The sequence below is a fragment of the Pseudomonas rustica genome, from assembly GCF_049959085.1.
Taxonomy (GTDB): Bacteria; Pseudomonadota; Gammaproteobacteria; order Pseudomonadales; family Pseudomonadaceae; genus Aquipseudomonas; species Aquipseudomonas rustica.
On record NZ_CP188200.1, the window covers coordinates 1545421 to 1558641 of the forward strand.

At 52.3% G+C, this 13221-nt stretch carries 16 protein-coding genes; 10 read left to right on the forward strand and 6 right to left on the reverse strand.

Features of this window, described 5'->3' with window-relative positions:
* The first annotated feature begins 530 nt into the window (after positions 1 to 530).
* Complete coding sequence (locus ACP3TY_RS07295) at positions 531 to 689, forward strand: hypothetical protein (protein WP_426619594.1); 159 nt, start codon at positions 531 to 533, stop codon at positions 687 to 689.
* 67 nt (positions 690 to 756) lie between these two features.
* On the opposite strand, the gene ACP3TY_RS07300 is transcribed toward ACP3TY_RS07295, so the two are convergent.
* Both ACP3TY_RS07300 and ACP3TY_RS07305 read right to left on the reverse strand, forming a co-directional pair.
* The gene (locus ACP3TY_RS07300; protein WP_426619595.1) at positions 757 to 1506 is read right to left on the reverse strand and encodes an alpha/beta fold hydrolase; all 750 of its coding nucleotides are present in this window, start codon (positions 1504 to 1506) and stop codon (positions 757 to 759) included.
* Between the two features lie 169 nt (positions 1507 to 1675).
* Positions 1676 to 1885, reverse strand: a complete 210-nt coding sequence (locus ACP3TY_RS07305; RefSeq protein WP_080896102.1) for a hypothetical protein — start codon at positions 1883 to 1885, stop codon at positions 1676 to 1678.
* Positions 1886 to 2294: 409 nt separating this feature from the next.
* On the opposite strand from ACP3TY_RS07305, the gene ACP3TY_RS07310 reads away from it, so the two are divergent.
* The 5 genes from ACP3TY_RS07310 (at position 2295) to ACP3TY_RS07330 (ending at position 4880) form a co-directional block, all read left to right on the forward strand.
* Positions 2295 to 2738, forward strand: coding sequence for a DNA methylase (locus ACP3TY_RS07310; RefSeq protein WP_426619596.1), 444 nt, complete (start codon positions 2295 to 2297; stop codon positions 2736 to 2738).
* A gap of 45 nt (positions 2739 to 2783) precedes the next feature.
* Positions 2784 to 2966, forward strand: a complete 183-nt coding sequence (locus tag ACP3TY_RS07315) for a hypothetical protein (protein WP_426619597.1) — start codon at positions 2784 to 2786, stop codon at positions 2964 to 2966.
* On the forward strand, positions 2967 to 3614 hold the full coding sequence (locus tag ACP3TY_RS07320; RefSeq protein ID WP_426619598.1) for an alpha/beta fold hydrolase: 648 nt from the start codon (positions 2967 to 2969) through the stop codon (positions 3612 to 3614).
* 148 nt (positions 3615 to 3762) lie between these two features.
* Positions 3763 to 3987 (forward strand): DUF2188 domain-containing protein, encoded by a 225-nt coding sequence (locus ACP3TY_RS07325; RefSeq protein WP_426619599.1) that lies wholly within the window; start codon positions 3763 to 3765, stop codon positions 3985 to 3987.
* A 650-nt stretch (positions 3988 to 4637) separates the two neighbouring features.
* Positions 4638 to 4880, forward strand: coding sequence for a hypothetical protein (locus ACP3TY_RS07330; RefSeq protein WP_426619600.1), 243 nt, complete (start codon positions 4638 to 4640; stop codon positions 4878 to 4880).
* A gap of 260 nt (positions 4881 to 5140) precedes the next feature.
* Here the strand turns inward: ACP3TY_RS07330 and ACP3TY_RS07335 are convergent, their stop codons facing one another.
* On the reverse strand, positions 5141 to 5833 hold the full coding sequence (locus ACP3TY_RS07335; protein WP_426619601.1) for a histidine phosphatase family protein: 693 nt from the start codon (positions 5831 to 5833) through the stop codon (positions 5141 to 5143).
* Positions 5834 to 6021: 188 nt separating this feature from the next.
* A complete protein-coding gene (locus tag ACP3TY_RS07340) occupies positions 6022 to 6537 on the reverse strand; it encodes a helix-turn-helix domain-containing protein (protein ID WP_426619602.1) in 516 nt (171 codons plus the stop codon).
* A 197-nt stretch (positions 6538 to 6734) separates the two neighbouring features.
* On the opposite strand from ACP3TY_RS07340, the gene ACP3TY_RS07345 reads away from it, so the two are divergent.
* From ACP3TY_RS07345 to ACP3TY_RS07355, 3 genes are all read left to right on the forward strand, one after another.
* On the forward strand, positions 6735 to 7292 hold the full coding sequence (locus ACP3TY_RS07345; protein WP_426619603.1) for a hypothetical protein: 558 nt from the start codon (positions 6735 to 6737) through the stop codon (positions 7290 to 7292).
* A gap of 714 nt (positions 7293 to 8006) precedes the next feature.
* Positions 8007 to 8471, forward strand: coding sequence for a hypothetical protein (locus ACP3TY_RS07350; RefSeq protein WP_426619604.1), 465 nt, complete (start codon positions 8007 to 8009; stop codon positions 8469 to 8471).
* Positions 8472 to 8753: 282 nt separating this feature from the next.
* On the forward strand, positions 8754 to 8972 hold the full coding sequence (locus tag ACP3TY_RS07355; protein WP_426619605.1) for a hypothetical protein: 219 nt from the start codon (positions 8754 to 8756) through the stop codon (positions 8970 to 8972).
* 36 nt (positions 8973 to 9008) lie between these two features.
* Here the strand turns inward: ACP3TY_RS07355 and ACP3TY_RS07360 are convergent, their stop codons facing one another.
* Positions 9009 to 9530, reverse strand: a complete 522-nt coding sequence (locus tag ACP3TY_RS07360; protein ID WP_426619606.1) for a hypothetical protein — start codon at positions 9528 to 9530, stop codon at positions 9009 to 9011.
* 836 nt (positions 9531 to 10366) lie between these two features.
* Complete coding sequence (locus tag ACP3TY_RS07365; RefSeq protein WP_426619607.1) at positions 10367 to 11785, reverse strand: hypothetical protein; 1419 nt, start codon at positions 11783 to 11785, stop codon at positions 10367 to 10369.
* Positions 11786 to 12122: 337 nt separating this feature from the next.
* Between ACP3TY_RS07365 and ACP3TY_RS07370 the strand changes: the two genes are divergently transcribed.
* Positions 12123 to 13169, forward strand: coding sequence for a DUF4238 domain-containing protein (locus tag ACP3TY_RS07370; protein WP_426619608.1), 1047 nt, complete (start codon positions 12123 to 12125; stop codon positions 13167 to 13169).
* Positions 13170 to 13221 lie beyond the last annotated feature (52 nt).

Below are 13221 nucleotides of genomic sequence, written 5' to 3' on the forward strand. Positions count from 1 at the left end.
ATGGTAAGTGGGAGAGAAGGATCGAAGAAAGTAAGTTCAGAGTGATATCGCCGCAAATGACTAGCGGTCGCTTATGTAGGCACGCTCGTAATTTTTTAAACCTAATGGAGCGCAAGTAGGTCGACTGCAGGAGCCAGTAACTCAGTCAGTCGGAGGTGTCGTTAATGATCGGTGTTGTCATATCGGAACGCAGGTGGGTTCCAGCATCTCACCGCACACGAAGATGTCCATTTGGTCGCTGACATTAAGAGGATCGGTGCTCATATCGTTTGGACAGCAACGAATCCGGTCATCACCAGCGCCCGCAAGGATTACAAATGTCGTGGAGGGTTTGGAGAGTATTTGGTCAATCTGGGTGACTCACTGGGATTGCCTGCGCTTGATCCACAGGTTAGCGCCGGCGTCTCTCTTTGATAGTGCTGTCGGAAGGAGGTGGCTAGTTGGAGTACATCGATTACCTGTAATGGCCAGCCATGGTAGTGACGGTAGCCTCAGCGTGGTTCATCGGTTCGCAACGAGCGTATAGGCGCATGATCGCCTTTTGGGGATTTATCACCAGTAATGCGCTTTGGGTGATCTGGGGGCTTCACGCCGACGCTTACGCGCTGATCCTGCTCGAATGCATACTTTTGGGGATGAATGCCCGAGGCTTCAGGAAGAACCTCAATGCTTCCGAGTCATCAACCTAAGACATGTTGCTCGAATGACTTTGACCCTACGTAGCCCGAAGCGATTACGGATTAGTGTACTGAGAGATCATCGTTCACGCAGGAACTCGATTATTTCTCTCGCGAGCTCGTCGGGCACTTCCTCTGCCATGTGATGCCCACAGTCGAGCCCACGACCATGTTGTCGTGTCGTCCACGGTTCCCACACGCCTAAAACATCGCCGTACAGAAGCTCAAGATCATCACGTAGCGACCATAAAATCATTGTCGGGCACTCGACCCTGCGGCGCTCGCGGCGGTCGACTTCATCGTGAATACGGTCGATTCCAAGGCCTGCTCGATAATCTTCGACCATGCCATGAACGGTTGCTGGATCATGGATAGCTGCTTGATAGTCTCTGTAGGCGTCTGCACCCATCGCCTCGGCTGTGCCGCCGTACCATCGATCAGGGTCGGCCAGGATTGCCTGCTCCGGTTTTTCGAGTTGCCCGAAGAAGAACCAATGCCACCATTTCGTCGCGAACTGGGCGTTACAGCGCTCGAGAGCTTCAAGTATCGGTACACCGTCCAATATGCCTAGATGTGTGACGGCCTCGGGATGATCCATAGCCGTGCGAAAGGCGGTGTAACTACCTCGATCATGGCCAATTACGGCGAACCGCTGATAACCCAGATGTTGCATTAGGGCGATGCAATCCCGGGCCTTAGCGCGCTTGGAGGAGCCTGCATGATCGGATGTATCCTCAGGCTTTGATGACTGGCCAAAGCCTCTTAGATCAGGACAGGCAACATAATGATTTTTTTGCCAAGAGTGGAGCAACGCGATGCCAGGTCGCATGACTCCTAGGATGCCCATGGAGTAATAAGACGGGAGAGCCGCTCCCACCATGCCTGACTCTGAGGGTTGCCTCTGGGAGTTTTACGATATCGAGCGAAAAGTTATCGAACATCCCAATGTCCTTGGCGGTGTCCACTGCTCTTCGATTAGCAATGACCCTGCTGGCTGACTATGTTTCATTGGGGCTTGAGTTTTTCTTGAGCCCTCGAAGGTTCATCAGGAAAAGACAAACCTGTAATACGATCAATGCATACGCGCCTGCGTAAAATCCCCAAATCACCCACAAAACGTTGCTCACACTGAAGCATACAAATCCGATCATCCGCCGTCCTGGCCGCTGCGATCCGATTAGCCATGCGGCGAGAACGGTAACAACCATCGCTGGCCATTGAATCCAATCCAGATAAGCCAAGTCATTCCCCCCTTTCAGTTCAGCGCAGTAAATCTCTTTACCGATGGCACCCTATTCAATCGGGCTTTTGATGGTTGGATGAGGTTTTCGATTTACCGAGAATGTAGCAAGGATGAAGCTGACCATTGGGATGGGTTGTGACGACCACAGATATCAATGACCAGCCCTCGTGAAGCTTAAGGTTTGCTTCGTTGGCTGACAGCGCTTCCATGACTTGGATTGTGTGGGAGATATGCATTTCATCTCTCTCAAATCATAAGGTTCAATCATTAGGCGTCGAGCATGAATAAGGGTTCCTTTATCACTGTCCCGCTCAGCTGAATCATTCGCGATAGCGCTTGGTCTACATTGAGACCATCGCTTGAAGGGTGAACCAGTGAGCAAAATCATCAGCGCACATGACTTACAAATCGACCTTCAAGATGCGAACGAAGCCGGGTTGTTCAAATGGCTGCTTGCCAGTTTCCTGATGGGCAAGCGAATCCAGGGGCCAATTGCCGCCAAGGCCTATCAAGTGATCGTCGAGAAACACCATCGGGATACGCCGCACAAATTGGCGAGCTGCACTCACCGCCAGTTGGTCATGATGCTTGGTGAGGCTCACTACGTGCGTTACGACGAAACCACCGCGTCGCGGTTATTGGCATTGGCTAACAAGATGAATGCTGAATATCACGGCAAGGTCAGCAACATCGTCGCGGTAAGCGCAGATCGTAAGGCGTTCGAAAAACGGCTATCTGAATTTGAAGGGGTAGGGCCGAAAACCATCGAGATTTTTATGAGAGAAGCGGCTGCGGTGCTCTTCGGAACTTCCCCCTAAGTCTCACCACTGCTCCCTCCCAATTGCGTGCAGCAAGGAGAAATCATGGCAACGCACAGGCTAATAGCGAAGGGCTTGCAGTTGAACGTTTCGATCTGCGGTGAAGGCTCGCCGCTGCTTTTGCTCAATGGTTTAGGTGGCTTGATTCGTACCTTCGATCCGTTGCGCGATGAACTGGAAGACTTCACGACCATCACGCTGGACGTGCCAGGGGTTGGCAAGTCGTAAATGCCCCGTTGGCCCATTCGCCTGCCAAGCCATGCCGACGTGATTGCAGAGATGCTCCAGCAATTGGGAATCGACCAGGTGGATGTGTTCGGGGTGAGTTGGGGAGGTGCACTGGCCCAAGAATTCGCTCTTCGTTACCCGAACATGGTATGCAGGCTGATCCTCGCGGCGACCTCTACCGGCCCAGTGCTGTTGATGAAGCCTGCTGACGTTATGGATTTTTTCCGCAAGAGTAAAAACGCCAAAATGCGCAAGCAAGATAGCTCCCGCAATTTAATTCACACATTGCTGCGGTTCGGTGTGATGAAAGGCATGCTCTCGGTTAATCCGCGAACCTACTATTTCCAGCTCGCAGCCTTGATCGGATGGACAAGCCTGCTTCGGTTGTCCCGGCTTCCTCACCCCACGCTGGTTCTTACCGGCGACCGCGATCCGTTAATACAGGCATACAACGCCTATGTCCTGCGCCGCACGATTCGACGTTCAGAACTTCGCATTCTGAAGGGAGAGGGGCACTTCTTTGTGGTGACCAGCGCTAGACGAACTGCCGTATTGATCCGCGAATTTCTTTGCCGCCATCACGACGATGAAGATATGACCCCGAGGGTCGCAAACAGAAACGCTAAGGCTAGCCTGGAGCGCACCTAGGTCGGTTAATCCGCTCGAGTTCATCGTAGTGAAGGCGGCCTCATTCGCAGTCGTCGGCAGCATTTGTCTTCGCCAATCCTTTCAAACTCTCCAGATCGAGAATGGTCAACCTTGTAGCTGTTGTTGATTAATCATGTCGAGGTGATCCATGGATAACTATCACATCACAAAAAAAGAAAATGCTTGGGAGCTTGTCAAAGAGGGCGCGCAACGTGCTTCCAAAACGGCCTCTACGAAAGCGGAAATCACTGAAATAGCCAGTGAATTTCTGCAAGGTAAAACAGCCTCTTTGAAAATCCACAAAGAGGATGGGACGATTCAAGAGGAAAGTACCTTTCCTCGTGCCGCTGACCCTAGGAAAACAAAAGGCTGAGTCGAATACTAAACAATGGGCGGCTGTGGAGAGACTTTCGATCCTCATCAAGGACGTCAGTTTTATCAGGAGTTCGCTTTCCATTCCCGCCGGCGCATGTCTCATCACAGGAACTCTTCAATGGTAATTGCATGTCTAGGATGGGGATCTCTGATTTGGAAACCTGGAGCATTACCGCTCGCAAGCAAATGGTTTTTGGATGGGCCCAATTTGCCCATCGAATTTGCGCGAGTCGGTGATGGGGGCGAGCTCGCAACGGCGATCTGCGCGAATGCACATCCATGCACTGTTCTATGGGCAGTGTTGAATGTAAAAAACCTTGAGGAGGCATGCGAGGCCTTGCGTGTCCGAGAACAAATTCCAGAGGACAGGGAGGATGGAATCGGTGTCTTTACCACCAGCGGCTCCCCAGTGGGAGTAATCGCCGAATGGGCACTGTTTCACCAATTGGACGCAGTCATTTGGACTGCACTGCCGCCCAGATTCGAAGACATTGAAGGTTTGATCCCAACCGTTGATGACGCTGTTTCATATCTAGCTGCTTTGAGTGCAGATGCCCTGGAGCACGCGCGGGACTACGTTAGGCAGGTGCCGGCTCAGATCGATACGTCCTGTCGAAGGGAAATCAATTCAAGGCTTGGGTGGCATCAATGAGTGAACAAAGCCAAGCTCAAATCGGCGTCATCTTTGATCAGCTGTTGGCTCTGCGAGAGAGCGTCAACCGTCTCCAGCAGATGGAGGATGAAAGAGTAGGTGCGCTTCGCGGCCACCAGACCGTGGATGTGGACGGCGCTTTACTATTGGTTTTTCATAAGCTTCAAGACAGCATCGCCAATATGGAGGAGGCTTTAGTCACCATTGCGGAAGCCACAGGCGATGCACCGAAGTTCTAGCGGATCGTCATTGAGGCAAAATCACATGCCATAACGCTTGTTCCCGCCGGCGTGTTTTTCACTACTTCGACCGAGGATCACTTCTCACAGCCCTCGCAGATCTTTCTCAGGTGGAGCGTGCTCGTGAATGCCACCAACCTGCGCTGAACGAGCTGCCTCCTTGGCCTCTTTGAGCCTCTGCTCAGAGCTATATCGTCGTCCAGTACCAATGGATAGCCTAAAAGTGAGAGAGCCTCGGCTCGCTCTTCGATGAGCAAGCGCTAAGGATCACGAGCTACTTGATAGGCTCTGCCCGGCACCCGCCAAGCGGCATCCATATGTGGCTCCTCGGGGGTTGACCGGCTTACTCTCCATCCGCCTTCGTCGGGATCTTTCGATAGCAGGTAACCACCACAATTGGGCACGTGGTTCGCGATCTCATACTCGCGCCAGTCCAACATAGCCGCGCCATCAATGCCGAGCGGCTTGCGCTCAATCAGCCAGGCTACCGCGTTGATAACCTGACCATGCGAAAACGCTACGATGTCTTGGGCGGGATGTTCAGCAAGACGCTCCAGGAAAGACTGAGCTCTAGCTATGAAATCTAGAAATGACTCAGCGCCTTCACCATCCGTGAAACCAGGATCTGCTTTGGCCCAATACGCCTCCACCCATTCGCGCCGATCAGCGACGGTTGTGCCAGTGCATCGCGCGGGTTCAAGGTAAGTGAATTCTTGGATGGGCCAAGTTTCAAAAGGGATATGAGGAAACACCGCTGCGGTCGCCATAGCGGTTGAGTGCGCTCGGGTGAAAGGCGAGGCAACGATCAGAGCCGGAGCATGGTTGAGGGACAATGCCACCAGCTGCGCTTGCTCAACTCCTCTCGGGGTGAGAGTAATGGTCGCGTGATCTAAAGTGGCTTCGCCCGCGTTCGCAGCGCTCTCTCCATGTCGTATTAGCCTGACATGCTTCATCGAATACTCTCACAGGCTGGTACGCAGCGCGTTCCATCCATTGCTGATATTGGCGGCTTATGACGTAGAGCCAATGGATTGTTGCCCCAAAGATATCAGAACCCTTTGGTCAGTGGTCTGCATGGGCAAATCAGGAATGGTGGGTGTGGAGAGGCTCTGAGAATCCCGACAGCACTGTAGTGATGAAACTATTCCTTGTGCCAGTAACGCTGCACAGTGGAGGCAGGTAAACCGAGCTTCATGACTGTCTCACGCTGAGTCATGCCCGCAACCTTGCATTCTCGTACAGCAGCCAATTTTTTCTGGGAAACCTGAGCTCCCGACGGCCTGCGTACCAGCTCGCCATTTTCTATTTGGCTTGCGAAATCGGCCAAAAATCGTGGCGAAGAAAACTCGCGTACTTCTGTTTTTACTTCGGCCAGTAACTCTTGGGGCGATATTTTTTCGCGAAGACTTGTCGCGAGCACCAGCAATGAGATGGTTCGGAGGTCAAGGATCTTTGCTACGGACTCGAGCGTTTCAAGCGATACGCTAACTTTACCGTTTTCAAGGTTGTTCACGTGAGTGGGGTCGATGCCAGTCGAAAAATCCTCTGCTTTCAGATCACGGGCACGTCTGAGAACGCGTAGGACAGCGGCAAGTGAGTCCCTAGCAAGCATTGGAATCTCCAAATGCGAGGATAAGGCCACATTGCTAAAACCCATTCCATCTAATATATTCAGCTTCGGGCGTGGCTGGTTGATATCACTGCGTATCGCCTACCAGCAGGGAAACGCCAGAGCTCCTCGCAGCAGGGTCTTCCGCGCGCACCTCCCTGCTACCGGAACATGGTTACATTTGGGAAGCTGTAGATTTCAACTGCTCCAGAACTCTATTACGTGAATAAAAGGTAAATTTTGTAATGAAGTTTGATTGCGTAAAAGTTTCCGGAAAGCTCGACTATGTCCGATCTGTGATGCCCATGAACGGTGGGTATAAAGCCAAGATCAGTATTGATGGATCTATCATTCCTAATTTGACATTGACCAATAAAATTTACGAAGAATTAGAGGTTGGCCAAAGTGTGACATTTTATGGGCTGTTCAAGAATAGTAGTAAAAAAGAAAAAAATATTGGTGTGATTTATGGTGTCCAAAAAGAAAGTGGCGAGAAAATGTTCGCTACTTCCTTTAGGCTCATGGTGCCAATGATTTTGGCGGGAGCCGCCGCTCTCGCATTCTGCATGGTATTTCTCATCGGCTGGTTTCCTTCTTTATTCGCATTGATCTTCTTATTCGGACAAGATCAAAGCTATATGTATAACGCTACAGTGGTCACGATAGTTGAAGCAGGGTTGGTTGCGCTGTTTTTCCTTTGGCGTGCCTGGGTGATTTTCAGTGCCACCTCGAGGCCGGAATCCTGGGAAATTATCGCCCCTTCCACGCTGTCGAGTCGCTTCAGCAAGTTTCATAAGGAGTAATGTTCGCGGCTGGCGGTAAATCGAAATGTTTGCGCCACAATTTCGATGAAAATTAAACTCAGTCAGAATTCCGGCGCACAACACATTAGGCAAGCGGAGCGCGCAGGCGTGCAGGATGAGCGCCCGAAGGGCCGAGACGCGGTTTGCCGTGGCTCGGTTCACGCCAGCCATTCGCCGAAGGTGGCACGCCATAACCACCGCCCAGCTTCGTGACAAGGAGGCTGAAATGAACTGCGATTTACTCCGCGAGCGTGAGAGAACTAGGCGAAGAGCTCTGTGGGCGCTTGCCAGCTTCCATCCTGGTGATCCGAATGCCTCCGAACTCCTCACTATCCTAGATGAGCTCCACATCCAAGAGCGATACGGCACCCCCTGCAGCGATAAGCCACTCGAACTCATTGAGGTTCGTAACTCTGTCTCGGTAAGGCGTCACAACTCCGGAATCGCCATCATCTTGGAGCGCGATATCCCGCAGCCCTGGCGAGAACGCTTTCTGCAAGCGAGCATCGGATCAACCAGAATTCCTGATGGGCCCTACGCCACAGACTGGGATAAATTTCTGACTGAATGGGAGCGTGAGATGCAGCATCTGCAAAATCACCGGGTTGCACAGGCTGCTACCAGCTAGAGCGGCTGGTTCGAGCGATAGCGGCGCAAGCACACAAGCAGTCGGTGTGACCGCTGAAAATCGCAACCTCAAACAGGAGCAGCGTGATGGAACGGCCTTCTTTTTTTATTGATTTTGAAGCCTCTGGAATAGCTCCTGATAGCTATCCTATCGAGGTCGCCGTCGTGTCGAGTGAGACCTCCTTCAGCTCGCTTATCAAGCCCGTCCGGTACTGGACGCACTGGTCGTTTGACGCGCAAGACATGCACGGTCTCACTCAAGATCAGTTACATCAGGAAGGTGATACCCCAGTCGTTGTAGCGAGAAATATGAATCAGCTGTTTTCAGGCCAGGTGCTTTGCAGCGACTCACCTCAAGACAGTTTTTGGTTCGATGTGCTTTTCGAGGCCGCAGATCTATTGCCCACGTTCGAGTTGAAGCCTTTGGAAGTTTTTGTGGGCAGGGAGGCTGCCAGTGAAATCTACCGGCGACTGCCGACAACCAAGCACCACCGAGCTTCAAATGACGCAACTGCTTTGATGAACGCCTGCCGTGCTTTTTTCGAAGCTTGAACTATCAGAGGGGGGGATAGCCGCCCTCAGCTATGCGAAAGCGATGAGTACATTGAGCTTTGTTGAAGCTCAGCTTGTGCGACCGCTCGAACCGAAGGCAGGTGATCACGTGCCTAGTAGGCATGGCAAGCGGAGCGCGCAGGCGTGTGGGATGGATGCCCGAAGGGCCGAGATGCCGGCGTTTGCGCCAAGGCTCGGTTTACGACAGCCCATCCCCGAAGGGGCACGGTCTAACGCCGGTCGCGGGAACAGAGGCCAAGACCATACTGCGAGGATTTTTCGATGGGAATGACAGACGATGACGACACTGTCTACTGCGACGTCCAGATGTCTTTAGCGCAGGGCCGCGAGCTGCTCCAACTGGTTAGCGCATTGAGGGAGTCAAAAGCCAATCCGACTCTCGACAGGGTTTTCGAGCGCATGCAAGACGAGCTCAGCGCATCGATTGATATCGTCGAAAATCCACCGACCTGGGGCCCTTGGGGCCGACGCACCACTTAGCACCGGCACCACGCTCCATCTAGGATAGCGAATACCCTATCTGAAGGTTTGCGCACGAAGCCAAGCTTCCACTTTTTGCCATCGCCCCACCTCGGAAAGCTTTGACCTTCCTGTATCTAGAATCTCAAGCAGTCGCTGTCTCTCCGGACGAGAGCGAAACCAGTCATCAATTTCGACGCTGCAGTGGTTGGACTCGCTCAGCGCCCATCTCACGATCATGTCCGCAGCGGCTCTGTAGTGATCGGCCATGAACAGGCGATGGCCATCCACAGACCATCCACGCTTTGCTAGCTCATCGGTCACGTCGATGATGCCAAGGTCACCAAAGTAGGCTGTGGTGTCAGGGTAATGAATGCCTGCTAACGACACCTTACCCACGCCGGATTCCCGATCAAAATAGGAAAGGAAATGCCAGCCACCCGTGGTGCTTCCAGGATGTGGAAAATTGATGGCGGCCTTGCCTGTTATGTAGTTTTCGCGGGAGACGCGCTTGAGGTAAAAGTCGAACATGGCTGCTTCATGGAAGTTCCGTATGGCGATCACACTGAGTAACAGCATAATTTCTCGCGAGCTAAAGTTTCGCCGTTCCGAAAACCGTTAGGTATATAAAACCATGCGGAGTGCCGGCAATGAGCGCAGTACCGCTCAAAAACTCTCGGCCATCTTATGTGCCGCAAAGTATCGAATTTACCCACCGGGCAGGCAGTCATGTTTCTGCCACAACGGAAGACGGTTGCACCGTCGATATGTCACTCGGAGACTCGCGGTATCAATTGAGTGCTCGACAGGCCGACGCTATTGCCCAAGGGCTGTTGATGTCTTTAATGCGCTCAGGCTTGGATATTCCGAGCATGCCTTGGGACGGCGGACGACTCGTGAAAATATCTCCGCTCCCTGGAGATCGAGTAGCTTTCAGGTATTCGGACGGTACGATCCATGGTAAAGGCGCGTCGTTCCGATTTTTCGGCGTTTGTTGGACGTATGAGGGTGAAGGTGCCGACCCAGACCATCCAGCAAACGCTCTGCATCAGGACAATGCATGACGGTGGGATCCTATTCGGTTAAGGCAACGTCGATTACCTGCTAACGGGTGAGCAGGCGTACCAGCTGCTTCAAAGCCTCACTAGCTGCGCGTATTCACTTGAAGCCAGATCTTGGAGAATCTGGGACGTGATTATCGAATGCGAACCGGCTCGGATTCAGATTTGAGGGATCAAACACTCGAGGAAAAGATGCTCTTCAAGCATCTCAAGCTTTACGGGCTTAGCTCGCGGCGAGAACGTGGGGCTAAAATAACTGAGCCAAACAGCGCCTACCGGTTCAAGGGAGCGCGTAAAGCCGTTTACGGTTGAAGGCGTGATCCGCAAAGTGCAGACGACGCCTTTCGTCTGGCTCTATGTGGCTGGAGTGGCTGAAGCCCTAATGGCCTCTTCATCCTTTTTAATGATTGCTTCGGCATTTTTAACGAACACACCGCACGCGATCAGCGATTTCACTTCTTCGTGCTTCCCATAAAGCGAAGCTTGAATCCCATGGAGCAGAACTTGAGCGTATCTTGCATCCTCAATCCTAGTGTCCATGTCACCCGAGATCCTTATCTCTCGTGAACTCCACTGTTTGACTGCAGATAGGGTGAACGGCTGCTGCGGTTCTTCCATTCTGTACTGGTGGCGTTGCTTGAGAAGTTCACTCAGCTCCCGAGCGTCGCTCAGCATCTGATCTGAGACACCCCGTCGGTTGCTTTGTCGAGCCGCTACCAGCACGTTGGCCTGCATCGACTGAAGTCCAGGAAGAATGAAATCGCGCAGGATGAAATAGAACTCGAGCTGCCGATTCATCGCATCATCGGCGGGCTTGCGCAGCCCTTTCAGGATTTCCGTAGACGCATCGGAGTTGTTGGGAGTGCACAATGCCTTCTGGCTATCAATGATCCCCTGCTCAAAAAAACCAACCATTTGATTGGCGATCAAACCCTGGCGATAATCCTCCCTCAAGAGATCAAGCAGCACGTCCAGTTGGTTGATGGCCGCAGGATCAATCTTCATGCTTGCGTGTTGAACCTGATGCTCCATGGCGTTCAGGTTGCGCTCTACTGGGACTATGCAGAACTGTTGGAAAGAATACGAAAAGGCGAAGGTACCCTTATCAAGCATCCCCAGACAGCCATCATAGATAGAGATCAAACGATCATTAAGACTCATGTACTCAGCGAGGCCTTGGATTGTCGCCTCATTCATTTGTGCTGAGTCTGCTTGATACGCGAGATACCTGTGAACCCCGACAAAGCAGGATATCGCCAAGCAGCTCGCCAAACCTAGCCTCAAGATCCATCCGCGAAGAGAAATTTTGGGTTTGTACTCGGAATAGAACGAATCCTGCAGAGAGGCATTTTCTCGGATGATGTTCTCAAGCGATTCCCAGCCCCAAACCTCTACCGATCCTTTTCCGACAAGGGCTCGTTGTTCCGTCAGCTCCAATGCACGGTTGGTTAATGCGGCATCATGTGGACTGGTGGTGAGGATGAAAAAGCGGTCGATCTTGATAAGAAAGCTTTCGGTCTCCTGCACAGCCTTATCGACCTCTCCGACTGTGAGCTTCTTCCCAAGGTTGCCGTTCCGACCTTTGCACTGGACGGCGATGATGGAGCCATCTTTGAGGCGGCAGTAGAGGTCGACTCCATCCTGTCGTTGGCCTTCACGGCCATACTGATCGAAGCGGCTGCCAAATACGCAGCTCATAAGCGCTATGGAAAGACGCTCGAATTGCTTCCAGTCTGCGGGGCGTGGATAGTTTGCTGCGTGTGGTGCGGTCATAGCCTAAAAATTAACTCCATTGAAGCGATGTATCCCGCTTGCACGGGCCTAAGTGGGAAAGGAGTCTTACAGACGAGCCGATCCCGTCTCGTTTATCGACCGAGAACCAGCATGCCTTAGCAAATCCCAGCAGGATCTACACCCAATCAGCGAGGGAACTGGTTGGCACGGCGGTTGTGATTGATCGAGTAGGACGGCCTTCAGAACTACCAGGTGACTACAATCAAAAAAATGATGAGGTCGGACAGGCCGAGGAAGACTTGCAGAGGTTTGTACCCCTTAGCGATTACGAGTACATCCGCGAGGGGGGGATCAGAGATCAGAGAGGAGATGCGACATGTCAGGGGTACGACAGCACTTCATTCCAAAGTTTTTGCAGAAAGGGTTCAGATCTCCAAGTAACGGCAAAATCGTTCGGTGCTGGGTGTATGAACAGAATAAGCCAGCCAGATCTGCGAACATTCAAGATGTAGGGCTTGAAAGGCATTTCTACGCTATCGACAGCGAGCCTGATCTGGACGTTCAGATCACCAACGAAGAGCAAATTTATGCACCATTAATCGAGAGCCTACGTGCCGGCGACCTGAGTGGGGCAGTGGTCGAGAGAATTCCACAATTGTTAGCTCATCTAGAAACCAGAAGCCGCCACTTTCGCCAAAATATGCAGTCAATGGTCGAGGGGTGTGCCACTGGCGTTTTTGGGTATCTATCAGACCCCGCTAACCTCAGAGTGTTGGTAAAAAATCACTTCAAACCAGGCTCTCCAACCTTTGAACGCGCTTTAGCAGAACGGGGTGTTAGTCCGCAGCAAGTTCAGGCTTTGCTCTCTACTGATGAATCACTCCTCGACCAGATGATCGAGCCGCTTGTTGCGATTTTTGCCACCCAGATGCCTGTCCTGTTGGAGCGCATCAAGTCTTCAATCCCGAGCTTGGTCAGAAACAGTCATGTTCGTGTGCTCAGTGAATCCGTATCGCCAGCTGCCCGTGCTCACCGCTTCAGTGCTCTCCACTATTCTGTTCAGAAATTCGCGCCTGGCGATCTGCCGCTTGGGGATTCCGTCGTACTGTTCCAAGTGCGAGGCGAGCGCTCCTTCAAGCCGTTCATGGATAAGGATGATGAGCTCGTGCACGTGGTTCTGCCGCTGGCTTCGGACAGATATCTTCTTGGTGCTACGAATACCTTCTTGTCATCGCCTCTACAGAACCTGCCGCTTGAGATCGCCAAGTGCTCTATGGGGTATTTCATCTGCGCCCACCAGAGTGGGCGTGCTGCCGATCTTCAGGTGCAAATAGGAAGTAATGCCAGCTGGCTTTCAACACGAGAAATGAGCGCGTTACTTGGTGAGGTTTTTTCAGGGTTGATGGGGCCGAAGCAAACCTGACACGTAACTGTTAAAGCTAGGGTGCGTGGGGATCATTTGGTGATGACCCGTC